Below are 22,012 nucleotides of genomic sequence, written 5' to 3' on the forward strand. Positions count from 1 at the left end.
GGTGTGGCTTTTTGCTCGCGCGCAAGCCCGGGCGCGCTTGCCGCCGCCGCCGTCATAAAAATGCAACCCGCTTTGGATTTTGGTGCTTGCGCAAGCCGTTGGGCCGGTCTATAGAGGCGCCGCTGGTCACGGAGTGTAGCGCAGTCTGGTAGCGCACCACGTTCGGGACGTGGGGGTCGGAGGTTCGAATCCTCTCACTCCGACCAGCTGAAAATCCCGGCATTGCAGGATTTTCCACCTGATCCCGGATTTTTCCGAATATCTCGCGCCATCGCAACGGACCGATTGCGGACCGTTTGGCATCGCCGCAACCATCTCCCAAACATCCCCGCCATAGAAAAACACTTCCGCCAATCCGCATATTGCCTCGTTGGAATCTCGCGCTTAAAGCTTGATGTCACAAATGTCATGAGAAGCGGATCGATGAGCAGAGATTATTATTCCAGCATGGGCGGCCTGCCGCCGCAGACCGAGCTTTTGTCGAGCAAGGCGGTGTTTACCACGGCCTATGCTGTCATCCCACGCAGCGTGATGACCGATATTGTCACCAGCTATCTTCCCCATTGGCAGGGCACGCGCGCCTGGGTGATCTCGCGCCCGATGACCGGTTTCTCCGAGACCTTCTCGCAATACATCATGGAAGTGCAGCCGGGCGGCGGCAGTGACCGGCCGGAGCCGGAAAAGCGCGCCGAAGGCGTGCTCTTCGTCGTGGACGGCGAGGTCACCGTCGATCACGAGGGCGCAACACACGTGCTGCGCCCCGGTTCCTTCGCCTTCCTCCCGGCCGGCTCGAAATGGACGCTGTGGAACAAGGGGGCCGTTGCCGCCAAGTTCCACTGGATCCGCAAGGCCTTCCAGCCGGTCGAAGGCCTCGAGCCGCCGCCTGCGCTCTTCACCCATGAGGACCAGAACCCGCCGCAGTCGATGCCGGATACCGACGACGTCTGGGCGACCACCCGCTTCATCGACCCGTCCGACCTGCGCTACGACATGCATGTGACCATCGTCACGCTCGAGCCCGGCGGCGTCATTCCCTTCATGGAAACCCATGTGATGGAGCACGGTCTCTATGTGCTTGAGGGCAGGGCGGTCTATCGTCTCAACAAGGATTGGGTCGAGGTCGAGGCCGGCGATTACATGTGGCTGCGCGCCTTCTGCCCGCAGGCCTGCTACGCAGGCGGCCCCGGCCGCTTCCGCTATCTGCTCTACAAGGACGTCAACCGGCACATGCCGCTGTTCTAGGCTGAGGCAATACCGATGACGGCATCGATCGAGATCAGGCGCGCCGAAGCGGCGGACGCGGCGGCACTCAGCCATTTCGCCGCTCACCTGTTCCGCGCCACCTATGGCGAGGATACGCCGGCCGCCGATCTCGAGGCCTACGTTACCAAGGCATTCAGGCCGGACATCCAGGCCGCCGAGATCGCCGACCCCGAGGCCGCCGTCTTCCTGGCGACGGACGGCGACACGCTTGCCGGCTACGCCCATCTCGTCGTCTCGCCATCCCCGTCCGACGCCAGCCTGCTCAGCCGCATCTACATCGACACCGCCTGGCGCGGCCAGGGCCTCGCCAACCGCCTGCTCGATGCTGTCGTGTCCGAATGTGCGGCGCGCGGCGTGGAGCGCCTGCAATTGACGGTCTACGAAAAGAACGCCCGCGCCATCGCCTTCTACAACAAGGTTGGCTTCGTGCCGGTCGGTAGTACGACGTTCACGGTGGGCGATGACGTGCAGACGGATATCGTCATGGAACGCGCGACGCGCTAGCGCCTGTCGTCAAATATCGCTCGCCGCATAAGGCCAGCGCCGCACCGCCTGCGCCGCCGTCATCCTCCGTATCTCGCCGCCACCGATGAGCCGCCGCAACACCCGGCCATCGATCACAACCAGGCTGCTCATGATCAGCGCCATCCCGGTGAGCTCGAACATCCGCAGCCGCTCGCCGAGGAAGAGCGCGCCCAAGAGCGTGGCGCTCACCGGCACCAGCAGCGTCACCAGCGAGGCGTTGGTGGCGCCGGCCGAGGCGATGAGGCTGAAGTAGAGGATGAAGGCAAGCGCCGTGCACAGGAGACCGAGGATCGCGATCGCCACCCATGTCGTTCCGCTCACGGGGATGATGTCATCAGGCGCGCAGAAGACGGCGACGACGGGCAGCATCAGCAGGCTCGATACCGTCAGCTGGCCGGTGGCGATCACCTCGGCGCTGATGCCACGGAAGCGCCTCGCAAGCACGACGCCGAACGCATAGGAGATGGAAGCGCCGATGACCGCGAGCTTGGCCCATAGCGGTCCGTCGAGATTGGAGAGGAGGCCGGGGCCGATCAGCACCGCAGCCCCTGCGATGCCGAGCGCGATGCCAGCGAGTGCCGCCACCGACAGCCTCTCGTCTTTCGCAAGCATGGTGGCGACGAAGATCGTCCATAGCGGCGTCGTCGCATAGAATATCGAGGCGAGCCCGGCGCCGATTTCGGTTTGCCCGGCGAATATCAGCGAGAAGGGGATAACGTTGTTCAGCAGCGCCAGGCCGAGGAAGCCGGCCGGCTGGGCCAGAACTGGGGCGAAGGACAGGCCGCGAAGCTTCAGCCAGAGATGCAGCGTCAGTGCCGCGATCGATACCCGGTAGAAGACGAGAGCCAGCGGCGAAATCTCTGCAACGGCGATCCGTCCGTTGAAGAACGAACCGCCCCACAGCGCGCCAAGCAGCAGCAGACGGCTCCAATCCTGCGAGGACATCGCGCGCCTCGCCGTGACAGGCACGACGACGCTGTGTGACGAGACAGGCCTTGCCGGTGTTGCGATGCCACGCATGCCCTTTGCCTCCTCAAAAGAAAACGGGGCCGATCGGCCCCGTCTCATGTCGTCATCTCAGATGTCGCCGCCGGCGTTGGTCCAGAGGTTGGCGGCCTCCGCTGCCGTCATCCGGCGCACCTCCGCTTCGTCGCGGCGGCTGGAAAACAGCTCGCTGGCCATGATCTGGTCGGCGAGATCGGCTGGCAGTGACAGGATCACGCGGCCGTCGGCGCTGTGCAGGCCGCTGAGCTCCGAGCGCTTGCCCGTCACCATGCCGCCGGCGACCGTATTGTTAGTCTCCGGATCGATCAGGATGAAGGCGCCCGACGAGCGGTTCTGCTCATAGGGGTCGAAGATCGCCGCTTCGTCGAAGGTCAGGTGCACCTTGCCGATGGCGTTCATGTAGAGCGTCTCGGCCGAGGTCCAGGTGCCGGTCTTCAGCTGCAGCTGCGCGACAGGCTGGACCTGAACGCGCTGGCGGCGGCTGCCGCTCTTCAGCCAGTAGCGCTTGCCGGATTCGATGCCTTCGGGCTGCAAGGCGACGATCTGCGCGTCGAAGGAGAGGCCCACCTGCGGCTGGCTGTCGATCGAAACGATCATGTCGCCGCGCGCCACGTCCACCTGGCGGTCGAGCACCAGCGTGATCGCATCGCCCGCGACCGCGGCGTTGCGCACGAGATCGAAGGTGACGATCTTGGTGACGTTGGCGACCATGCCCGACGGCAGGATCATCACGCTGTCACCCGGCTTCACAGAGCCGCCGGCAACCGTGCCCTGATAGCCGCGGAAGCTCTCGCCAGGACGCGACACGCGCTGCACGGAGAGACGGAAGCCGACCGTCTGCGACGAGCGCACGGTGGCAAGCTCCAGCGTTTCCACCAGCGTCGGGCCGGCATACCACGGCATCGAAGCCTCGCCGGAATAGACGACGTTTTCGCCCTTCAGCGCCGACATCGGGATCGCGGTGATCTGCTTGACGCCGAGAGACAGTGCGAATTCGCGGAACTCGTGGACGATCTTGTCGAAGCCGGCGCGGTCGTAGTTGGTGAGGTCGATCTTGTTGACGGCGAGCACGAACTGCTTGATCCCGAGCAGCGAGGCGATCGTCGCGTGACGGCGCGTCTGCTCGAGAATGCCGGCGCGGGCGTCGACCAAGAGGATGGCGAGGTCGGCCGTGGATGCGCCGGTCGCCATGTTGCGCGTGTACTGCTCATGGCCGGGGGTGTCGGCAACGATGAAGGAGCGCTTGTCGGTTGCGAAATAGCGATAGGCGACGTCGATGGTGATGCCCTGTTCGCGCTCGGCCTGCAGGCCGTCGAGAAGCAGCGCGAAGTCGGGCAGGCCGAGATCGTTCTGCTTGCCGGTGGAATCGCGGCGCAGCGTCGCTGCCTGGTCTTCCTTGACAGCCTTGGTGTCCCAGAGCAGGCGGCCGATCAGCGTGGACTTTCCGTCATCGACGCTGCCGCAGGTGATGAGGCGCAACGGTCGCGTGTCGCGCACGGCCTGGGCGGGCTCGGCGGCGGGGGCGGCGATGGCGCTTGCTGTTGCTGCTGCAGTCATCTCAGAAATATCCTTCACGCTTCTTTTTCTCCATGGAGCCGGACTGGTCGCGGTCGATGGCGCGGCCCTGGCGTTCGGAGACAGTGGCAATTTCAAGTTCGGCGATAATGTCGTCCATCGTCGTTGCGGTGGACTTGATCGCGCCCGTCAGCGGGAAGCAGCCGAGCGTGCGGAAGCGGATGAAGTCTTCCTGCTTGGTTTCGCCGGGCAGCAGTTCCAGGCGCGGATCGGAGGCCGAAATCATCATGCCGTCGCGCTCGACATAGGGGCGCTTGGCGGCGAAGTAGAGCGGCACGATCGGAATGTTTTCCGCCTGGATGTAGCGCCAGATGTCGACCTCGGTCCAGTTCGACAGCGGGAAGGCGCGCACGCTCTCGCCGCTGCGGATCTGGCCGTTATAGATGTTCCAGAGCTCGGGGCGCTGGTTGCGCGGGTCCCAGCGGTGGTCGGGGGTGCGGAAGGAGTAGATGCGCTCCTTGGCGCGGGATGCTTCCTCGTCGCGCCGCGCGCCGCCGAAGGCCGCGTCGAACTTTCCGGCGTCGAGCGCATTGCGCAGCGCTTCCGTCTTCATGATGTCGGTGTAGCGCGCCGAACCATAGGTAAACGGCGTGATGTTTTCGGCTGCACCGCGCGGATTGATGTGCTCGATCAGGTCGAGATCATATTCCTTCACGATTTTGTCGCGGAAAGTGATCATCTCCGCGAACTTCCAGCCAGTGTTGACGTGCAGCAGCGGGAAGGGCACGCGGCCGGGATAGAAGGCCTTGCGCGCCAGATGCAGCAGCACGGATGAATCCTTGCCGATCGAGTAGAGCATCACGGGACGCTCGAACTCGGCCGCCACTTCGCGGAAGATATGAATGGATTCGTTTTCGAGCGCCTTCAGATGAGGGTCGAGCGGCGGCTTGGTGCTCTGCGGATTGCTGAGTTCCGTATCCGGACGGCTATCGGGCATGTCTTACTCCAGACTTCGATCATTCGCGGGCGCCTGGCCCGGAATGCAATGAGACGATGCATCGGGGAGCGCCGGCGGCTGCCGCGCTCTGATCCCGATGCCGAGGGGTTACTGTTGGATGGAAATGGCGGACGCCTCTTCAGCCACGTGCAGGCCGCATTCGCGCGTCTGGTCCTGTTCCCACCACCAGCGGCCGGCGCGCTCGGGCTCGCCGGGCTTGATGGCGCGGGTACACGGCTCGCAGCCGATCGAGGGGTAGCCGCGCGCATGCAGCGGGTTGATCGGCACGCTGTTGTCGGCGACGTAAGCCTTGATGACGTCGATGTCCCAATCGGCCAGCGGATTGACCTTCAGGAGATGGCGATCGGCGTCATATTCGGCGAACGGCGTTTCGGAGCGATTGGCCGATTGGCCGCGGCGCAGGCCGGTGATCCAGATGGTTGCCCCATTGAGCGCGCGCGCAAGCGGCTTCAGCTTGCGCACGCCACAACAGGCATGCCGGGCTTCGACGCTCTCGTAGAAACCATTGAGGCCGTATTGCGCCGCATAGGCGTCGATATCCGCCTGCTCGGGCTCGTAGCGGCTGATGTGGATGTCGTACTGCTTTTCCGTTTCGTCGATCAGGTTGAGCGTCTCGGCAAAGAGGCGGCCGGTCTGCAGCGTCACGACGTCGATCGGCAGTCGGTGATTGCCGATCTCGGCGGTAATGACCTGGTCTTCGATACCAAGCGACGTCGTGAACACCACCCGCCCGCCGAGGCCGGCGACGAACGACAGGCGTTCGGCCAGCGATAGGCTTCCAAGCTTCGTGTTCAGCGTTTCCGCTTCTTCGATTGTATGAGCAACAGTCATGGGAATCCTGTCCTAGATGTTGACAGGAGTATCGCAGCTTGGGGATGGAGAGGACAGAAACAGGCATTTCGAAAGCAGGCTGGAATGGAGCAAATATCTCTCCCCGGCCGCTGCGATGCAGAAAAGCAGCCGCGCCGGCATGGATGGCCAGCGTCGCACCTTAATCTCTATTGATTTAGTAGGGTTACACGTCGCCTGTCAATCGGAAATGTGATTTGATGCTTGGAGGGTCGCTTTTTCGGTTAAATTCGAGATTGCTGATTTGAGATTGAAAACAAGGCTGAAAAGCCTGTTTCTCAGGGGGTTTGCGCGCTTGTTCAAACTATGTTCATCCAGCGCGTGAGATAGAAAGAAAAAGAAGAGTTCCGCCGGGCGCAATTAGTGTCCGCCGCTTGTGTGTCGATGGCTGAAAATGATTACGCAGAAGGCGAAATACGCGCTTAGGGCGCTCACCGTTCTGGCCGAGGCCGATGACGGCGAACCTGTGATGATCTCCGATATCGCGGCGCAGCAGAAGATCCCGAAGAAGTTCCTTGAGCAGATCCTTCTCGACCTCAAGCATCAGGGCATCGTCGTCAGCCGCCGCGGCAAGCAGGGCGGCTATCTGCTCCTGAAGCCGGCCGACATGATCACTTTCGGTGAAGTGCTGCGCATCATCGACGGCCCGATCGCCCCGCTGCCCTGCCTGTCGATCACCGCCTACCGCAAGTGCGACGATTGCGACGACGAGCAGAACTGCGAAATCCGCCACGTCTTCGCCAAGGTGGCAGACGCCACCCGCAAGGTGCTGTTCTCCACCACCATCGCCGACGCGGTGGCGCCGCGCGGTGCCGAAGTCACGCGGATGCTGGCCTAGCGCGCAACGCAGGCCTCAGTGGGCCGGCTCTTCCTGATGTGACGCCTTCTCCGCCGCGCGCCGCGCCCGGATCGTGGCTGCGATGAACACGCGCGACAGGCCGTGATAGAGCGGCTCCCGCGACAGGAAGCGCGACGTCACATAGCCGATCATCGACACAGCCATGATCGGGATCACCGCCTCATGGTCGCCGGTCATCTCCAGGATGATCACGAAGGCCGTCATCGGTGCCTGCACGACACCGGCGAAATAGCCAGCCATACCAAGGATTGCGGCCAGCGCGATGCTGCTGCCGATCAGCGAGCCGACCGTGCTGCCGAAACCGGCGCCGACGGCAAGCGACGGCGCGAAGATGCCGCCGGGAATGCCTGAAATCATCGACAGGAAGCTGGCGAGCAGCTTCTCCGCGAAGAAGAACAGCGGCAGCGCATGTCCCTCGACGGCACCCCGCGCCTGCTCGTAACCCGTGCCGAACGTGTTGCCGCCTGATGCGATGCCGATGACGGCGATCGCGAGACCGCAGCCGCCCGCGAGAAAGAGCATGCGCTTCAAGGGCTGCGGCTGCGCCCAGCGGCGCACGCGCTGACCAACATTGAGCGCAAGGCCGCTGAAGCCGGCCCCAAGCGCCCCGCCACCGACGCCGCATATGATGACGAGGCCCCAATCGGCCATATGCATCGGTGCCACCGAGGTGGAGCCGAAATAGTTGTAGCTGCCCGACAGCCCGAGCGCGGCGAGACCGGAGAGGATCACGGCGGTCAGAACAAGCCCGTTCGAGCGCGATTCATAGGTCCGGCTCATCTCTTCGATCGCAAAGACGATGCCGGCAAGCGGCGTGTTGAAGGCGGCAGCGATGCCGGCGGCCGAGCCCGCCAGGATCAGCCCGCGCGCCTGCGCCATGCCGCCAAAGCGCGCGACCGCCAGCATGATCGACGCGCCCACCTGCACCGTCGGCCCCTCGCGGCCGATCGATGCGCCGGAGAAGAGGCCGAGCACGGTGAGCAGGATCTTGCCGCCGGCAATCCGGAGCGACAGCAGCCGTGTGCGGTCAGCCTCGTCATGCAGGTGTCGCGCCGCGATCGCCTGCGGAATGCCGCTCCCCTGCGAATTCGGAAACAGCTTCGCCGCGAGATAGGCCGACAGCACGAAGCCGGCCGGCGTGATGATCAGCGGCAGCAGGAATGACCACTGGCTTGACGTCGTCACCGCCGCGAATGCCTTCTGCGCCATGTCGGCAAGCTCCGCGAAGGCGACGCTGATCAACCCGATCGCCAGCGCCCCGCACCAGAACACCAGACGCGGACGCCAGAGCGAGAACGAGCCCCGAAACACGCGCGAACGACGGAGCAGCTTGGATTTGCGATAGAGAGGGGGCATGTCGGTCACTTGGGGCGTGGGGACGGGAGAGGGGGCACCGGTCTTATCTGCCCCGTGGCCGGCGTTTGCAAGCCCTGGCGAATATGCGGGCGAGGTTGCGGATCTCCTATTTTCGTCTGACGGTCGGCTGGTCGCCGAGTTAAGCCGTAGCTTGTCACTTGTGGTCCACTGCCGTATGATGCGTCGCAATTGCAACGCGCGAGGTCCGTCATGAAATCCGCAACGCTACCGTCTCTGCGTGTCGATCCAGAGCTGCGTGCCGCCGCTGAAAGCGTGCTTGAGGAAGGCGAAACGTTATCCGCGTTCGTCGAGAATTCAGTGCGGGCGCAGATAGAATATCGCCGCACGCATGAAGAGTTCATTGCGCGTGGTCTTGCTTCACTGGCGAAAGCAGAAAGAACCGGCGTCTATCACAGCGCGGATGATGTTTTGACAATGCTGAAGTCGAAGCTTGACGCCGCGCGGGCCGCGCGACGGGTATGAAATACCAAATCCGTTTCACCGACGAGGCGTTGGCGGACATGGATCGGCTTTACGACTACCTGATCGAGTGGGATTTGGAATCCGCCGATCGGTCGTATGAAACTCTTCTGAAGTCGATGAAGCTACTTGAGGTTTTTCCTTTCAGTTGCCGTAAGGCGCGAGGCAAAGATGCCTTTCTGAGAGAACTTGTCGTTCCTTTCGGTTCAACTGGCTACGTCGTGCTGTTCTCGATAAGTAGCGAGATGGTGACGATTGCAGCCGTCCGCCACCAGCGCGAAGACGATTACCACTGATCCCCTACCGATCACTCACTTCCCAACGCGGATTGATCCAAGGCTCCTGGTTGGAGCGCGGCAGCGGCTGCTTGCCGAGAATGTGATCGGCGGCCTTCTCGCCGGTCATGATCGACGGGCCGTTCAGGTTGCCATAGGTAACATGCGGGAAGATCGAACTATCGGCGACGCGCAGGCCATCCACGCCGATGACCCGCGTCTCCGGATCGACCACCGCCATCGGGTCATCCTTAGCGCCCATCTTGCAGGTACCGCAGGGGTGGTAGGCGCTTTCCAGATGCTCGCGCAGGAAGGCGTCGATCTGATCGTCGGTCTGAACGCTCTCGCCTGGCTGGATCTCGGAGCCGCGATACTGGTCGAAAGCCTGCTGGCCGAAAATCTCGCGGGTCAGCCGCACGCAGTGGCGGAACTTCTCCCAATCCTCTGGGTGGCTCATATAGTTGAAGCGGATCAAGGGATCGGCCTTCGGGTCGGCGGAGGAAAGCGTCACGTTCCCGCGCGATTTCGACAGGTTATAGCCGACATGCACCTGGAAGCCGTGGCTCTTGGCCGCCGCCTTGCCATCATAGCTGATCGCGACCGGCAGGAAGTGATACTGGATATCCGGCTGCTTGACACCCGGCGCCGAGCGCAGGAAGGCGCAGGCCTCGAACTGGTTGGAGGTCCCGAGCCCCGACTTGGTGAACATCCACTGCGCACCGGCAACGCCCTGCCAGAACCAGGGCAGCCACGAGTAAAGCGACACCGGCTTGGTCGAAACCTGCTGGAAATAGAATTCCATATGGTCCTGCAGGTTGGCGCCAACACCAGGCCGGTCCGCCTTCACCTCGATCCCCATCTCCTTCAAATGCGCCGCCGGGCCGATGCCCGAGAGCATCAAGAGCTTCGGCGAGTTGAACGAGGAAGCCGAGACAATCACCTCGCGGTTCGCCTTGACGACCTCGACCTTGCCGCCACGCTCGATCTCGACGCCAACGGCCCGGCCGTTTTCGATTACCACCTTGCGGGCAAGGCCATAGACGAGATCGACATTCGCCCGCTTCAGCGCCGGCTTCAGATAGGCGCTCGCCGCCGACCACCGGCGCCCCTGAAAGATCGTCTGCTCCATCAGCCCGAAGCCTTCCTGCTTCGAGCCGTTATAGTCGTCGGTCGCCTCGAAGCCCGCCTGCTTGCCGGCTTCGATGAAGGCGTGAAACAGCGGGTTGCGAATGCCGCCGCGCTGCACATGCAGCGGCCCGTCCGTGCCGCGCCATCCCTCTTCGCCGCCATGGCTGTGCTCCATCCGCTTGAAATAGGGGAGTACGTCGGCATAGGCCCAGCCATTGGCGCCGAGCGCCTCCCAGCGGTTGTAATCCTCCGCATGCCCGCGCACATAGACCATGCCGTTGATCGACGACGACCCGCCGATCACCTTGCCGCGCGGCGCGGTGATGCGCCGGTTGTTGAGGTTCGGCTCAGGCTCGGAAAGATAGCCCCAGTTGTAGCGCTTCATGCTCATCGGCCAGGCCAGAGCCGCCGGCATCTGGATAAACGGCCCGAAATCCGACCCGCCCGCCTCGATGACGATAACGCTGTTCCGGCCGTCTTCCGACAGCCTGTAGGCAAGCGCCGAGCCCGCCGAGCCGGAACCGATGATGACGAAATCTGCCTGCATGGATTTGCAACCCCTAATTGATTTGTGCAGCGCTCTGGTTTATGTTGCTAGGATGAAACCTGTGATCTACTCTAAACTTGCGCAGAGAAGCTTGGAGCGGATGCAGCCCAAGCGTCAGGCCGCGATCAAGGCAAAGGTCCACGCCTTCGCTCGCGGAGAGACGGTGGATGTGAAAAAGCTTGTCGGAACGGATCTCGTTCGCATACGTGTCGGCAATGACCGCGTCATCATCGACGAGCAGACGGGGCTTGTCCTGGTCATCAACGTCGGCCCCCGTGGCGGCATTTATAAGGAGTAACGCGGCATGACCAAAGCGCACAAATTGGCTGTCGATGGTGACCGCGACGATGACGATAACCTCTTCACGAAATTTGACGTTCAAAAGCTCAAGATCGACGGCAAGAATTACGTTTTGCTGCTTGAGGAAGACTACGAAGATCTGGTCGATGGTTTGATGGCGACCAGGGTAATGGCACGCATTGCCGCCGGCGAGGAAACTTGGCCAGCGGAATTTGTCTATGAACTGCTGGAGAGCGACAGCCGCATCCGCTCCTATCGCACCTACCGCAAGATGACGCCGGCGGAACTCGCGCAGGCGGCCGGGCTCTCCGAAGCGGAGTTCACCGAAATCGAGACCGGCAAGAAGACGGGCTCCGTCGATGTGCTGAAGCGCATCGCGTCGGCCCTGAATGTCGATCTCGACGATCTCGTTGTCGGCTGAGCTCATATCAATAAGGCGCCTGAACCGGCCCCATGCCGACATAAACCGTCTTCAGCTCCGAATAATGCTCCAGCGCGGCAATCGAGTTCTCGCGGCCGAAGCCGGATTGCTTGGAGCCGCCGAAGGGGATTTCGACCGGGCAGAGGTTGTAGGTGTTGATCCACAGCGTGCCGGCCTCGAGCATATCGACCACCCGGTGGGCGCGGCTCATGTCGGAGGTGAAGACGCCGGCCGCCAGGCCGAATTCGGTGGCGTTGCCGCGCGCTATGACTTCGGCCTCGTCCTCGAAATCGAGCACGCACATGACAGGCCCGAAGATCTCCTCCCGGGCGATCGTCATCTCGTCGGTCACGTCGGCAAACACCGTCGGTTGCACGTAATAGCCTTCGCCCGAGACATTGTTTGGAATGCCGCCACCGACCACAAGCGTCGCACCCTCGGCCTTGCCCTTCTCGATGTATTCCAGAACCTTCTCGCGCTGCGCCCAGGAGACCATCGGGCCGACCTGCGTCGCCTCGTTCATGGGGTCGCCGATCACCATCGCCTCGGTGCGCGCCTTCAGCCGCTTCAGGAACTCGCTCTTGATGTCCTTCTGCACGAAGACGCGGGTGCCGTTGGAGCAGACCTGGCCGGTCGAATAGAAATTGCCGAGCATGGCGCCGCCCACCGCGCTGTCGATATCGGCGTCGTCGAATACGATCAGCGGCGATTTCCCGCCGAGTTCCATCGTCACATGCTTGAGATTGCCGGCAGCCGCTGCCGCCACCTTGCGGCCGGTCGGCACGGAACCCGTCAGCGACACCTTGGCGACATCGGGATGGTTGACGAGCAGCGGGCCGGTATCGCGGTCACCCTGGATGACGTTGAAGAGCCCCTTGGGCAGGCCGGCCTCGATCAAGATCTCGGCGATCTTCAGTGCACCGAGCGGTGTGTTTTCGGACGGCTTGAACACCATGGCGTTGCCGGCGGCAAGCGCAGGTGCTGCCTTCCAGCAGGCGATCTGCTGCGGATAGTTCCAGGCGCCGATACCGACGCAGACGCCGAGCGGCACGCGCTTGGTGTAGGCGAAATCGCCGCCGAGCGGGATGTAGGAGCCATTGAGGGCCGCCGCGATCACGCCGCCGAAGAACTCGAAGCTGTCGGCGCCGGAGGTCGGGTCGGCGACGATGGTTTCCTGGATCGGCTTGCCGGTGTCGAGCGTTTCGAGTTCCGAGAGCTCGCGGTTGCGCTCGCGCATGATGTCGGCGGCCCGCTTCAGGATGCGGCCACGCGCCGTCGGGCTCATCGCCGCCCATTCCGGCTGCGCGCGCTTGGCAGCGGCGATCGCCTTTTCGACGATGGCTGGCGTTGCCGCGTAAAGCCGCGCGATGACTTCGCCGGTTGCCGGATAAAGGCTTTCGATCACGGTGCCTGCATCGTCCTCGACATATTCGCCATCGATGAAGTGCGATGCTGTGGGCTGGGCTCTCATGGGTCTATCCTTTTAGCGGTTGGCTGCGGCAGAGTGGGGGAGGGCATCGATGCGGTCATCGCGCCGTCCCTCTTAGCTGTATCGTCACATAATCCTCCGTCAGCGCGATCGACGCCTCGGCGCCAACACGCGTCGAGCCGAGACTCTGGCGGATGTAGAGCCCGTCGATCATCGCGGCCACGCCTTCGGCGATATGTTCCGCGACATCTAAGGGGCAGAGCGGCTTCAGATTGGCGACGAGGTTGGAGCGCAGGCGCCTCGCATAGATGACGAGAAAGCGGCGCGTCTCTTCCGAACGTTGTGCCTCGGCGTAAAAGGCAAGCCAGGCGGCGATCGTCTGCGGCGCGAACTGGTCGGCGTGGAAACTGACGCGGATCACCGCCGAAAGCCGCGCGCGCGGCGTGGCGGCCGCCTTCAGCGCCGTCACCGCGTCGTCGCGCAACTGCTTTAGAAGCGAGCGGATCGTCTCGATCAGCAGCTGTTCCTTGCTGCCGAAATAGTGGTGCGCGAGCGCCGGTGAAACGCCGGCCTGCTTGGCGATTTCGGACATGGTGACGCTGAGCGAGCCGTGATCCCCGATCACGCGCAGCGCTGCATCGACGAGCGCCTTGCGGCGCATCGGTTCCATTCCGACTTTCGGCACGGTCTTTCTCCTGCAATACGGCCAGCGTAATTTTGATTGACTGATCAATCAATAAAAATCTTATCGCCTTTTCCGTAAGATATCTCTTTCCATCCGCCGTTTCTGCGCCATACTCAATGAACAACCGGGAGGTGCATGATGACAGACATGTCCAATGAAATGCCTTCGTCCTCCGCGCTGCGGTCGAAATGGGTCTGGTTCGTGGTCCTTGGCGCACTGCTGATCGTCTTCGGCGCCATCGCCGCCGCCAACGTCTTTTTGGCCACCGTCGTTTCCGTCTACTATGTCGGCCTGCTCATGCTGGTCGGCGGCATCGTCTATCTCGCCCATGCCTTTCAGGTGCGCGAGTGGGAGCAGTTGCTCTTCTGGGCGCTGAGCGGTGTGCTCTATGTGCTGGCCGGTGTCTTCGCCTTCATGAATCCCATTCTGGCATCTGCGGCGCTCACGCTGTTTCTGGCCATGGCCTTGCTGGTGGCGGGCATCTTCCGCGTCTTCGTCGGCTGGCGCATGCGCCCGTCGAGAGGCTGGGGCTGGGTGCTTTTGAGCGGTCTGATCACGGCGCTGGCGGGCTTCGTCATCGTGCTCGGCTGGCCGGTCAACAGCCTGTGGATCCTCGGCCTGTTCCTTGCCTGCGACCTGCTGCTGCAGGGTTGGTCGATGCTCGCTTTCGGCCTCGCCATCCGCCGCTGATTGTGCCCGCTATTCACAGCCTGTTCATCACGCACTGTTTCTTTTTTGACAAGAATGTGAGTGAAGACTAAAATTAACCTCATGGCAGAGGTCGCAAACGTGTGAAAGCGACGCTGTTCATGGCCCAGCATCCGCTACCGGAAGGGCGGCCGAAGCGAGTGTGTATCCGTTCCTCGACCGGGCAGGCGTCTGCCCGACGAGGCGATGGGAGACCACGAGGCAATGGGAGTGATGTCATGCCGATGGTAACCGTTTCCATCTCTCCGCTGCAGGCGGCCGATATCCGCGCGGCGATCGACGATGGCACTTATGTTTCCAGCAGCGAAGTGGTGCGCGAAGCGCTCCGGCTGTGGGATGCCGCCCGCAAGGTCGATGGCCTGCCGAAAGCGCGCGATTGCGCCCCCGCCGATGCCAGATGCGTCGCCGACATGTTCGCCGACCACGAGCATCGCCGCACCGCCTGAAGGCGGGCACACCTACAGCCGCCGCCTCGTGCGGCGGTTGCTGCATGCATTTGATAAAACGCCAGTTTTCACAAAACCTTCACATTGGGGAAAGTGTTCGTTGACGCTTCGCCCCTAGTCTCCGCGCGAAAAATAATAATATGAATGCCGTATAGTGGAGAATGGCATGTCGTTGGCTGCCACCGTAGAGCCCGCCCTTATTCGTCGCTACACCAGCGATCAAATCATTACCCTCGCAAAACTCGTTATCGAAAACGCCTTCCAGCCGATCGTCGAAGCCAGCACCGGTGTCGCCTTCGGCTATGAATCGCTGATGCGCGGCCAGGAGCGCCTCGGCTTCAATTCCCCGCTCGAAATTCTGGACGAGGCCCAGCGCGGCGATCAGCTGCTGCAGCTCGAGCAGATGGTGGCGAGCCGCGCGCTCGCCAAGTTCGCGTCGCTACCGAACTTCGCCACCGCGACGCTGTTCCTCAATCTCGATGTCCGCCTCATTCCGCATGGCGAGCAGCTGGTGGAAAACCTGCTGCAGCATCTGAAGCTCGCCAATATCCCGCCATCCTCGATCTGCTTCGAGTTCTCCGAGCGCTTCGACAACACCTCGGTTCCCGAATTCGCCGCGCTCGTCTCGCTGCTGCGCAAGCGCGGCTTCAAGCTGGCGATCGACGATTTCGGCGTCGGCCATGGCGAGATGAAGCTGCTCTGCGATCATCCGGTGGATTACCTGAAGATCGACCGCTATTTTATCGCCGATATCGATGGCAGCGCGCGCAAGCGCCACCTGTTGAAGAACATCGTGCACATCGCCCATGTGCTTGGCACCCGCGTCATTGCCGAGGGCATCGAGACCGAAGCCGAGTTCATCACCTGCCGCGAATATGGTGTGGACCTCGTGCAGGGCTGGTTCATCTCGCGCCCGACCACGCATGTCTCCGAGCTGGTGCCGTCTTTCCCGCATCTTCAGGAACTCGGCAAGAGCAAGCGCAACAACCAGTCGCTCGACGAAATCCTCATCCGCAAGCAGATCGAAGTGCTGCCGACGGTCTATGAGAACGCCACGATCGACAGCGTCTTCGAGGTCTTCCGCCGCCATCCGCAGAATGCCTTCTTCCCGGTTCTCAACGCCAATGGCGAGCCGCGCGGCATCCTGCATGAGCGCCACCTGAAGGAATACATCTACCACCCCTTCGGTCGCGATCTGCTGAAGAACAAGATGTATGAGCGCACCATCTCGCATTTTGTCGAAATGGCGCCGATCGTCGGGTTGGATTCCGATGCCGAGCAGCTGATGACGATCTTCGCCAACATGGAAGGCGCCAACTGTCTGCTGTTGACGGAAAACATGCGCTATGCCGGCGTCGTCTCGGCCGCCTCGCTCATCAAGGTGATGAACGAGAAGAAGCTCAAGACCGCGCAGGACCAGAACCCGCTGACCGGCATTCCCGGCAACCACGCCATCCGCGATTTCATGCGCGAGGCGAGCCGCGACAGCGACGAGACCCGCCACTTCTGCTATTGCGACTTCGACAACTTCAAGCCCTTCAACGATGCCTATGGCTTCCACCTCGGCGACCACGCGATCTCGCTCTTCGCAGCCCTGATGCGGCGCTACTTCTTCGCCGAGCGCCACTTCCTCGGCCATGTCGGCGGCGATGATTTCTTCATCGGCGTGCAGGGCTGGACCAAGGAGGAGCTGACGGAAATCCTCGATCGTCTGATCGGTGATTTCCATGACGATGCCCAGGATCTCTATTCCGAGATCGACCGCGCCGCCGGCCGCATCCGCGGCCACGACCGCGCCGGCGTCGAAGCCTTCTTTCCGCTGATGCGCTGCTCGATCGGCGTTCTGGAGCTTCCCAAGGGTCTTGTCATCGACGACATCAGCCGCGTCTCCGCCGCCATCGCCCATATCAAGGCATTGGCGAAGGAAAGCGCGGAAGGCCTGGTCTTCCATCGGCTGGGCGAGGCGAATTGACGCTCCGGCGTTTCCGCCCTTCTCAACGCCGCGTTGCTGAACTATCTCACTGCTATCCGAATGAGGAGACCGGTGATGTCTTTGCCTGCGCTTATGCGTTTTGTCGATTTGCCCCGCTTCGGCGCCCCTGACGTGATGACCATTTCGAGCGGGCCGTTGCCCGTGGCGGGCGAGGGGCAGATCCTCGTGCGCACCCAGGCGATCGGCGTCAACCGCCCCGATGTCGCGCAGCGCCAGGGAACCTATCCGCCGCCGAAGGATGCAAGCCCGATCCTCGGCCTTGAAATCGCGGGTGAAGTGGTAGCGATCGGCCCCGGCGTCAGCGGCTATGCTGTCGGCGACAAGGTCTGCGGCCTCACCAACGGCGGCGCCTATGCCGAGTATTGCCTCATTCCCTCGGGCCAGGCACTGCGCTTCCCAAAAGGCTACGATGCCGTCCAGGCGGCGGCACTTCCTGAAAACTACTTCACGGTCTGGGCCAACATGTTCCAGATGGCGGGGCTGACCGAGGGGGAGAAGGTGCTCATCCACGGCGGCACGAGCGGCATCGGCACCACCGCGATCCAGCTTGCCCGCGCCTTCGGCGCCGAGGTCTACGCGACTGCGGGTTCGCAGGAAAAATGCGACGCCTGCGTCAAGCTCGGGGCGAAGCGCGCCATCAACTACAAGACCGAGGATTTCGCCGAGGTGATCAAGGCCGAGACCGGCCAGGGCGTCGACATGATCCTCGATATGATCGGCGCCGCCTATTTCGAAAAGAACCTTGCCTCGCTGGCGAAGGACGGCTGCCTCTCGATCATCGCCTTCCTCGGTGGCGCGGTTGCCGAAACGGCCAACCTCGCGCCGATCATGGTCAAGCGGCTGACGGTGACGGGCTCGACGCTGCGCCCGCGCACGCCGGAAGAAAAGCGCGCCATCCGCGACGATCTCCTGTCGCAGGTCTGGCCGCTGCTCGACGAGGGCAAGCTTGCCCCCGTGATCCACAAGACCTTCGCTTTCGAGGATGTCGTCGAAGCCCACAAGCTGATGGAATCGAGCAGCCATATCGGCAAGATCATGCTACGCGTCTGACGATCACGCCGTTGCCGTCGCTTGCGTCTCGTTGCCGGACTTCTGGATCGACAGCGAGATCAGGATCGTCACGATCCCCGGCAGCGCCATCAGCACGAACAGCCAATGCGCCGCGGATATGCCGCCGGCAACGCCGCCTGGCGCAAGCAGGCCGGTGCTGTTGACGATGACGCCCGCGAAGGCTGCCCCGAATGCGCTTCCGAGCGATTGCACGGTGGTGATCGCCGCCGAGGCCTTGTCCTGCTCCGATGTCGCGACGAGGCGCAGCACCTTGGTCACCAGATGCGCCCAGCCGAGCCCGACCCCGAACCCCATGAGGAACATGAAGACGACGGCCGGCGCGAGCAACGCGATGTTGCCTGCCTGATTGTCGCGTGCCAGGAAGATCGCCAGCGCCGCGACCGCAACCGTCTCGATCACGCAGCCGATAACGATCGCGCGGCCGGCGCGGCGGCCGGAGAACGAGGCGCTGAGAAACGCTGCCACCGTCCAGCCGAGCGCGACGAGCGCCGTGAGGTATCCCGATTCCAGCGGGCTGACATTGTGCAGGGATTGCAGGAAATAGGGGATGTAGATGTCGCTGGTCAGCACCAGGATCAGCAGAAACATCATCAGGTAGACGCGGGAAATCGGCATGCTGAGGGCCACGGCGCCTGTCGGCAGCAGGCGGTTCTCGCTTCGCCGCTCAATGCCGAGCATGGCGACCACGGCGATGAGCGATGCCGCGACCAGCAGCGCTTTCGATTGCGTCGCCTCGATCGTGCCGGCGATGCTGACCAGAAGCACGGCAGTCAGGAGCAGCGCGATCTGCGTGATCGGCGTGCGCCCGGGAGCCCGGTCGTCATGCGCCGACGGCAGCAGCACGGGCGCAAGGATAGCCATGAGCACGCTCACGGGAACAAGCAGCATGAAGGCGTGGCGCCACGTGCTGCCATCGGAGAACAGCCCGCCGAGGCTTGGGCCGAGCAGCGTCGCCACGCCCCAGATCGCCGCATAGAGCGTCGAGGCCTTGCGCCACAGGTGCTCGGGATAGGCAAAGCGGATGAATGCATAGGCAAGCCCGCCCAGCGCGCCGGCTCCAAATCCCTGCACCGCGCGTCCGGCCAGGATCACCTGCATCGAGGGCGCCAGCGCGCAGATCAGGCTGCCGGCCGCAAACATCAGCGCGCCGGCCACGTAGACCGTGCGCAGGCCGATGCCGCGCGGCCGCATGGCGACGAAGATCGATCCGAGCACGGCAGCCGCGACGAACAGCGTGGTGACCCAGGAGAGCAGTTCCAGCCCGCCGATATCGCGCACGATCGATGGCGCGATGGTCGCCATGATATAGGCCTCGACCGCATAGAGCGTCACGCCGCCGCCGAGCATCAGCGTGGCTGCCAAAACCGGTCTGGAAAAGAGTTGGAAGACGGAGGAGCGCTCCGTCGCGACGTCGTCGATGCTGCTCATGCGGAATGCCTTGAATGTTTCCTGGAAAGCTTTTGGGAAGTTTTTTACAAGTTATAGCTTGGAAAAAATACACAGCCGCGCTATTAAAGCAAGAACAAGCTTGGAAAAATATCAGCCTATGCGACAATCATCAGCCAACCGTATCCTGATGCTGCTCAAGACCGAAGGGCCGCAACTCCTATCGGCCATAGGCGAGGCGCTGTCCATCTCCGGCGAGGCCGCCCGCCAGCAGTTGGCGAAGATGGCCGAGGAGGGACTGGTCGAGCCCGTGTCCGAGCCCGCGCCGGGCAGGGGCCGCCCCCGTCAGCTCTGGCACCTGACGCAATCAGGCAACGCCCGCTTCCCCGACCGCCATGCCGAACTGACCGCGACGCTTCTCGCAACCATGGTGGAGAGCCTCGGCCCCCAGGCGCTCGACACCGTCATCGCCGCCCGCGAGACTGAGACGCTGGCGCGCTACCGCAGCGAGATCACCGCCAAGGATCTCCCCACCCGCGTCCGCCAGCTCGCCGGCATCCGCACCGAAGAAGGCTACATGGCCGACAGCTGGCAGGAAGAGGATGGCTCGCTGCTCCTGATCGAAAACCACTGCCCCATCTGCGCCGCCGCCACCGCCTGCGCCGGCTTCTGCCGCTCCGAACTCGAAACCTTCCGCAGCATCCTCGGCGCGGACGTCGAGCGCGAGGAACACATACTCCACGGCGCGCGGCGTTGTGCGTATCGGATTAGTGCGGGGTAGCCCGCTAAAGCCCGATCCGCCCGATCGCCGGGATCTTCACTCCGGGATTGGCGACGTCTATGCCGGCGACCAGGCCCATGAAGTGCACTTCGAAGCCGCTGCGCTGGCCGGCGGCGATGCCGATCAGGCCGTAGAGCGTCGCATGCATGTCGCGCCCGTCGGCATCGATCGCAAACATCCGCCCGTCGCTGAGGTAGTCGCGCCCGACCGCATCGGGCGGCAGCACCGCGTCGAGATCGGGCACCGTGCGCAGCACATGCGCGACGAAGCTGTTGGAATTCGGGCCCGGATAGATCCGGTAGTCGCCGACGCCGGCATAGGGATAGGACTGGATCGCCGCCTCGACGGCGGGGATGAGCCTCTGGGCCTCGTCGCCCGAGATTTCCTTCACGATATGAGGTCTGTTGGAATACCAGTAGGCGTCCGCGACATAGTTGTTGCGGCGGATCGGCGAGCCCCAGCCGACCTTGTCGTAGCGATTGTAGGTCGCGTCGCCCTTGGCCTTCGTGACGATCCACGAGTGGCTGGCGACCGCGCCCTTCAGCCCGCCGGTGCTTGCCGACATGATGTAGATCTTGGCGTCGCCGCTGGCATCGGCCTTCGGCAGCACGCCCGATGTGCCCCATTCGGCCTCCCGCCACGAGTTCGGATGATTTTGCAGGGACCACCACCCGGCCGACGCCAGGGCCGGCAGCAGATAGACGACGAGGATGAGAAGAAGGAGCCGTTTGAGATGACGCATGAAACGCCGGGGACCTTTGCTGACGTGCGGTTGCGGCCAAGGATGTGACGAGCAAGATGGCGCAATTGCGCCGCTCTTTTTCAACATGAACCCGATTGCTTTATCGCGCCCATCATTTATGCGTGACAGCCTGTTCAGAATATCAGGATAAGCCCATGACCAATCCCGTCACCGTTGAAGTCACCCGCGGCGCGCGCGTCGAAAGCCGGCATCGCGGCGCCGTCATCGCGGTCGATGGCGATGGCGAGGTCGTCTTCTCGCTGGGTGATGTCGAGGCGCCCACCTTTCCGCGTTCGGCCTGCAAGGCGATGCAGGCGCTGCCGCTGGTCGAAAGCGGCGCTGCCGATGCCTACGGTTTCGGCGACAAGGAGCTGGCGCTCGCCTGCTCCTCGCATAATGGCGAGGACGAGCATGTTGCGGTCGCAGCCTCTATGCTGGCGCGCGCCGGCCGCGATGTCGAAACGCTCGAATGCGGCGGCCACTGGTCGTCGAGCCAGAAGGTGCTGATCCACCAGGCCCGCACGATGGAGAAGCCGACGGCGCTGCACAACAATTGCTCCGGCAAGCATTCCGGCTTCGTCTGCACCTGTGTCCACCAGGGCGTCGATCCCAAGGGCTATGTCGGCTACGACCACCCGCTGCAGCGCGAAATCCGCGCCACCATGGAAAGCCTGACCGGCGCCGTGCTCGGCCATGACAATTGCGGCACCGACGGCTGCTCGATCCCGACTTACGCCGTGCCGCTGAAGGGGCTGGCGCATGGCTTCGCCAAGATGGCGACCGGCAACGGCCTCGAGCCATTGCGCGCCAAAGCCTCGCGCCGGCTGTTTGATGCCTGCATGGCCGAGCCCTTCTATGTCGCCGGCACCGGCCGCTTCTGCACGAAGCTTATGCAGTTGGAGCCCGGCCGCATCTTCGCGAAGACCGGGGCCGAGGGCGTCTTCTGCGCCGCCATTCCCGATCAGGGCATCTCGATCGCCGTTAAATGCGACGACGGTCATGCCCGCGCCGCCGAAAGCATGGTTGCCGCGGCACTCGCCCGCTTCTTCGACAAGGATAGCGCCATCGGCGTCGGTCTGGCCGATCTCGCGACTTCAAGCATGCACAACTGGAATGGTATTCACGTCGGCGACATTCGCGCGGCGGCGGTACTCTCTGATTAAAGCGTGCCGGAACGATACATTCTGAATATCAAAGATAGCCAATTCTAATATATGCGAAACTGAACCG

At 63.0% G+C, this 22,012-nt stretch carries 23 protein-coding genes and 1 tRNA gene; 14 read left to right on the top strand and 10 right to left on the bottom strand.

Annotation, left to right across the window (positions count from 1 at the left end):
* Positions 1-129 precede the first annotated feature (129 nt).
* From J5286_RS05375 to J5286_RS05385, 3 genes are all read left to right on the top strand, one after another.
* A tRNA-Pro gene (locus J5286_RS05375) sits at positions 130-206 on the top strand.
* Between the two features lie 217 nt (positions 207-423).
* Entirely contained in the window at positions 424-1,242 is an 819-nt protein-coding gene (locus J5286_RS05380; RefSeq protein ID WP_209189500.1) for a bifunctional allantoicase/(S)-ureidoglycine aminohydrolase, read from the top strand.
* Positions 1,243-1,257: 15 nt separating this feature from the next.
* A complete protein-coding gene (locus tag J5286_RS05385; RefSeq protein ID WP_209189501.1) occupies positions 1,258-1,767 on the top strand; it encodes a GNAT family N-acetyltransferase in 510 nt (169 codons plus the stop codon).
* Between the two features lie 9 nt (positions 1,768-1,776).
* Here the strand turns inward: J5286_RS05385 and J5286_RS05390 are convergent, their stop codons facing one another.
* The 4 genes from J5286_RS05390 to J5286_RS05405 form a co-directional block, all read right to left on the bottom strand.
* Entirely contained in the window at positions 1,777-2,808 is a 1,032-nt protein-coding gene (locus J5286_RS05390; RefSeq protein ID WP_209189502.1) for a DMT family transporter, read from the bottom strand.
* A gap of 57 nt (positions 2,809-2,865) precedes the next feature.
* Positions 2,866-4,350, bottom strand: a complete 1,485-nt coding sequence (gene cysN, locus J5286_RS05395; protein WP_209189503.1) for a sulfate adenylyltransferase subunit CysN — start codon at positions 4,348-4,350, stop codon at positions 2,866-2,868.
* A gap of 1 nt (position 4,351) precedes the next feature.
* A complete protein-coding gene (cysD, locus tag J5286_RS05400) occupies positions 4,352-5,305 on the bottom strand; it encodes a sulfate adenylyltransferase subunit CysD (protein WP_037180740.1) in 954 nt (317 codons plus the stop codon).
* Positions 5,306-5,413: 108 nt separating this feature from the next.
* Positions 5,414-6,157: a phosphoadenylyl-sulfate reductase gene (locus J5286_RS05405; protein WP_209189504.1), complete on the bottom strand. Its 744-nt coding sequence runs from the start codon at positions 6,155-6,157 to the stop codon at positions 5,414-5,416.
* 412 nt (positions 6,158-6,569) lie between these two features.
* Here J5286_RS05405 and J5286_RS05410 point away from each other — a divergent pair, with 412 nt between their 5' ends.
* On the top strand, positions 6,570-7,013 hold the full coding sequence (locus tag J5286_RS05410) for an RrF2 family transcriptional regulator (RefSeq protein ID WP_209189505.1): 444 nt from the start codon (positions 6,570-6,572) through the stop codon (positions 7,011-7,013).
* Between the two features lie 15 nt (positions 7,014-7,028).
* On the opposite strand, the gene J5286_RS05415 is transcribed toward J5286_RS05410, so the two are convergent.
* Positions 7,029-8,390 (bottom strand): chloride channel protein, encoded by a 1,362-nt coding sequence (locus J5286_RS05415; protein WP_209189506.1) that lies wholly within the window; start codon positions 8,388-8,390, stop codon positions 7,029-7,031.
* A gap of 210 nt (positions 8,391-8,600) precedes the next feature.
* On the opposite strand from J5286_RS05415, the gene J5286_RS05420 reads away from it, so the two are divergent.
* Both J5286_RS05420 and J5286_RS05425 read left to right on the top strand, forming a co-directional pair.
* Positions 8,601-8,873: a YlcI/YnfO family protein gene (locus tag J5286_RS05420; protein ID WP_209189507.1), complete on the top strand. Its 273-nt coding sequence runs from the start codon at positions 8,601-8,603 to the stop codon at positions 8,871-8,873.
* Positions 8,870-9,166 carry a type II toxin-antitoxin system RelE/ParE family toxin gene (locus tag J5286_RS05425; protein WP_209189508.1) on the top strand — a complete coding sequence of 99 codons (297 nt, stop codon included), beginning with the start codon at positions 8,870-8,872 and terminating at the stop codon, positions 9,164-9,166. Before J5286_RS05420 ends, J5286_RS05425 begins: the two co-directional genes overlap by 4 nt.
* A gap of 4 nt (positions 9,167-9,170) precedes the next feature.
* Here the strand turns inward: J5286_RS05425 and betA are convergent, their stop codons facing one another.
* Positions 9,171-10,820 (bottom strand): choline dehydrogenase, encoded by a 1,650-nt coding sequence (gene betA, locus J5286_RS05430; RefSeq protein ID WP_209189509.1) that lies wholly within the window; start codon positions 10,818-10,820, stop codon positions 9,171-9,173.
* A 52-nt stretch (positions 10,821-10,872) separates the two neighbouring features.
* On the opposite strand from betA, the gene J5286_RS05435 reads away from it, so the two are divergent.
* Positions 10,873-11,118 (top strand): type II toxin-antitoxin system RelE family toxin, encoded by a 246-nt coding sequence (locus tag J5286_RS05435; protein WP_047508416.1) that lies wholly within the window; start codon positions 10,873-10,875, stop codon positions 11,116-11,118.
* A 6-nt stretch (positions 11,119-11,124) separates the two neighbouring features.
* Complete coding sequence (locus J5286_RS05440; RefSeq protein WP_209189510.1) at positions 11,125-11,541, top strand: helix-turn-helix domain-containing protein; 417 nt, start codon at positions 11,125-11,127, stop codon at positions 11,539-11,541.
* 7 nt (positions 11,542-11,548) lie between these two features.
* Here the strand turns inward: J5286_RS05440 and betB are convergent, their stop codons facing one another.
* Entirely contained in the window at positions 11,549-13,012 is a 1,464-nt protein-coding gene (gene betB, locus J5286_RS05445; RefSeq protein ID WP_209189511.1) for a betaine-aldehyde dehydrogenase, read from the bottom strand.
* 55 nt (positions 13,013-13,067) lie between these two features.
* Positions 13,068-13,655, bottom strand: coding sequence for a transcriptional regulator BetI (gene betI / locus J5286_RS05450; RefSeq protein ID WP_209189512.1), 588 nt, complete (start codon positions 13,653-13,655; stop codon positions 13,068-13,070).
* A gap of 138 nt (positions 13,656-13,793) precedes the next feature.
* Between betI and J5286_RS05455 the strand changes: the two genes are divergently transcribed.
* From J5286_RS05455 to J5286_RS05470, 4 genes are all read left to right on the top strand, one after another.
* Positions 13,794-14,345 (top strand): HdeD family acid-resistance protein, encoded by a 552-nt coding sequence (locus J5286_RS05455; RefSeq protein ID WP_112982258.1) that lies wholly within the window; start codon positions 13,794-13,796, stop codon positions 14,343-14,345.
* Between the two features lie 236 nt (positions 14,346-14,581).
* Positions 14,582-14,809 (top strand): ribbon-helix-helix domain-containing protein, encoded by a 228-nt coding sequence (locus J5286_RS05460; protein WP_018899011.1) that lies wholly within the window; start codon positions 14,582-14,584, stop codon positions 14,807-14,809.
* Positions 14,810-14,975: 166 nt separating this feature from the next.
* Positions 14,976-16,781: a GGDEF domain-containing protein gene (locus J5286_RS05465; protein WP_209189513.1), complete on the top strand. Its 1,806-nt coding sequence runs from the start codon at positions 14,976-14,978 to the stop codon at positions 16,779-16,781.
* Positions 16,782-16,856: 75 nt separating this feature from the next.
* Positions 16,857-17,852 carry an NAD(P)H-quinone oxidoreductase gene (locus tag J5286_RS05470; protein WP_209189514.1) on the top strand — a complete coding sequence of 332 codons (996 nt, stop codon included), beginning with the start codon at positions 16,857-16,859 and terminating at the stop codon, positions 17,850-17,852.
* Between the two features lie 3 nt (positions 17,853-17,855).
* On the opposite strand, the gene J5286_RS05475 is transcribed toward J5286_RS05470, so the two are convergent.
* The gene (locus tag J5286_RS05475) at positions 17,856-19,301 is read right to left on the bottom strand and encodes an MFS transporter (protein WP_209189515.1); all 1,446 of its coding nucleotides are present in this window, start codon (positions 19,299-19,301) and stop codon (positions 17,856-17,858) included.
* A 118-nt stretch (positions 19,302-19,419) separates the two neighbouring features.
* On the opposite strand from J5286_RS05475, the gene J5286_RS05480 reads away from it, so the two are divergent.
* Positions 19,420-20,040 (top strand): helix-turn-helix transcriptional regulator, encoded by a 621-nt coding sequence (locus tag J5286_RS05480; RefSeq protein ID WP_209189516.1) that lies wholly within the window; start codon positions 19,420-19,422, stop codon positions 20,038-20,040.
* A 4-nt stretch (positions 20,041-20,044) separates the two neighbouring features.
* On the opposite strand, the gene J5286_RS05485 is transcribed toward J5286_RS05480, so the two are convergent.
* Positions 20,045-20,782, bottom strand: coding sequence for a DUF3750 domain-containing protein (locus J5286_RS05485; RefSeq protein WP_209189517.1), 738 nt, complete (start codon positions 20,780-20,782; stop codon positions 20,045-20,047).
* A 155-nt stretch (positions 20,783-20,937) separates the two neighbouring features.
* Here J5286_RS05485 and J5286_RS05490 point away from each other — a divergent pair, with 155 nt between their 5' ends.
* Positions 20,938-21,945 (top strand): asparaginase, encoded by a 1,008-nt coding sequence (locus J5286_RS05490; RefSeq protein WP_209189518.1) that lies wholly within the window; start codon positions 20,938-20,940, stop codon positions 21,943-21,945.
* The last annotated feature ends 67 nt before the right edge of the window (positions 21,946-22,012 follow it).

The organism is Rhizobium sp. 16-488-2b (genome assembly GCF_017741815.1).
In the GTDB taxonomy this organism is placed as follows: Bacteria; Pseudomonadota; Alphaproteobacteria; order Rhizobiales; family Rhizobiaceae; genus Rhizobium.

Excerpts from the sequence above, each read along its gene's own strand:
- J5286_RS05465 (WP_209189513.1), top strand. The coding sequence starts at position 14,976 with ATGTCGTTGGCTGCCACCGTAGAGCCCGCCCTTATTCGTCGCTACACC.
- J5286_RS05460 (WP_018899011.1), top strand. The coding sequence starts at position 14,582 with ATGCCGATGGTAACCGTTTCCATCTCTCCGCTGCAGGCGGCCGATATC.
- J5286_RS05420 (WP_209189507.1), top strand. The coding sequence starts at position 8,601 with ATGAAATCCGCAACGCTACCGTCTCTGCGTGTCGATCCAGAGCTGCGT.
- J5286_RS05405 (WP_209189504.1), bottom strand. The coding sequence starts at position 6,157 with ATGACTGTTGCTCATACAATCGAAGAAGCGGAAACGCTGAACACGAAG.
- cysN (WP_209189503.1), bottom strand. The coding sequence starts at position 4,350 with ATGACTGCAGCAGCAACAGCAAGCGCCATCGCCGCCCCCGCCGCCGAG.
- betA (WP_209189509.1), bottom strand. The coding sequence starts at position 10,820 with ATGCAGGCAGATTTCGTCATCATCGGTTCCGGCTCGGCGGGCTCGGCG.
- betB (WP_209189511.1), bottom strand. The coding sequence starts at position 13,012 with ATGAGAGCCCAGCCCACAGCATCGCACTTCATCGATGGCGAATATGTC.
- J5286_RS05490 (WP_209189518.1), top strand. The coding sequence starts at position 20,938 with ATGACCAATCCCGTCACCGTTGAAGTCACCCGCGGCGCGCGCGTCGAA.
- J5286_RS05415 (WP_209189506.1), bottom strand. The coding sequence starts at position 8,390 with ATGCCCCCTCTCTATCGCAAATCCAAGCTGCTCCGTCGTTCGCGCGTG.
- J5286_RS05390 (WP_209189502.1), bottom strand. The coding sequence starts at position 2,808 with ATGCGTGGCATCGCAACACCGGCAAGGCCTGTCTCGTCACACAGCGTC.
- J5286_RS05425 (WP_209189508.1), top strand. The coding sequence starts at position 8,870 with ATGAAATACCAAATCCGTTTCACCGACGAGGCGTTGGCGGACATGGAT.
- cysD (WP_037180740.1), bottom strand. The coding sequence starts at position 5,305 with ATGCCCGATAGCCGTCCGGATACGGAACTCAGCAATCCGCAGAGCACC.
- J5286_RS05385 (WP_209189501.1), top strand. The coding sequence starts at position 1,258 with ATGACGGCATCGATCGAGATCAGGCGCGCCGAAGCGGCGGACGCGGCG.
- J5286_RS05485 (WP_209189517.1), bottom strand. The coding sequence starts at position 20,782 with ATGCGTCATCTCAAACGGCTCCTTCTTCTCATCCTCGTCGTCTATCTG.
- J5286_RS05380 (WP_209189500.1), top strand. The coding sequence starts at position 424 with ATGAGCAGAGATTATTATTCCAGCATGGGCGGCCTGCCGCCGCAGACC.
- J5286_RS05480 (WP_209189516.1), top strand. The coding sequence starts at position 19,420 with ATGCGACAATCATCAGCCAACCGTATCCTGATGCTGCTCAAGACCGAA.
- J5286_RS05455 (WP_112982258.1), top strand. The coding sequence starts at position 13,794 with ATGACAGACATGTCCAATGAAATGCCTTCGTCCTCCGCGCTGCGGTCG.
- J5286_RS05435 (WP_047508416.1), top strand. The coding sequence starts at position 10,873 with ATGAAACCTGTGATCTACTCTAAACTTGCGCAGAGAAGCTTGGAGCGG.
- J5286_RS05440 (WP_209189510.1), top strand. The coding sequence starts at position 11,125 with ATGACCAAAGCGCACAAATTGGCTGTCGATGGTGACCGCGACGATGAC.
- J5286_RS05410 (WP_209189505.1), top strand. The coding sequence starts at position 6,570 with ATGATTACGCAGAAGGCGAAATACGCGCTTAGGGCGCTCACCGTTCTG.
- J5286_RS05475 (WP_209189515.1), bottom strand. The coding sequence starts at position 19,301 with ATGAGCAGCATCGACGACGTCGCGACGGAGCGCTCCTCCGTCTTCCAA.
- J5286_RS05470 (WP_209189514.1), top strand. The coding sequence starts at position 16,857 with ATGTCTTTGCCTGCGCTTATGCGTTTTGTCGATTTGCCCCGCTTCGGC.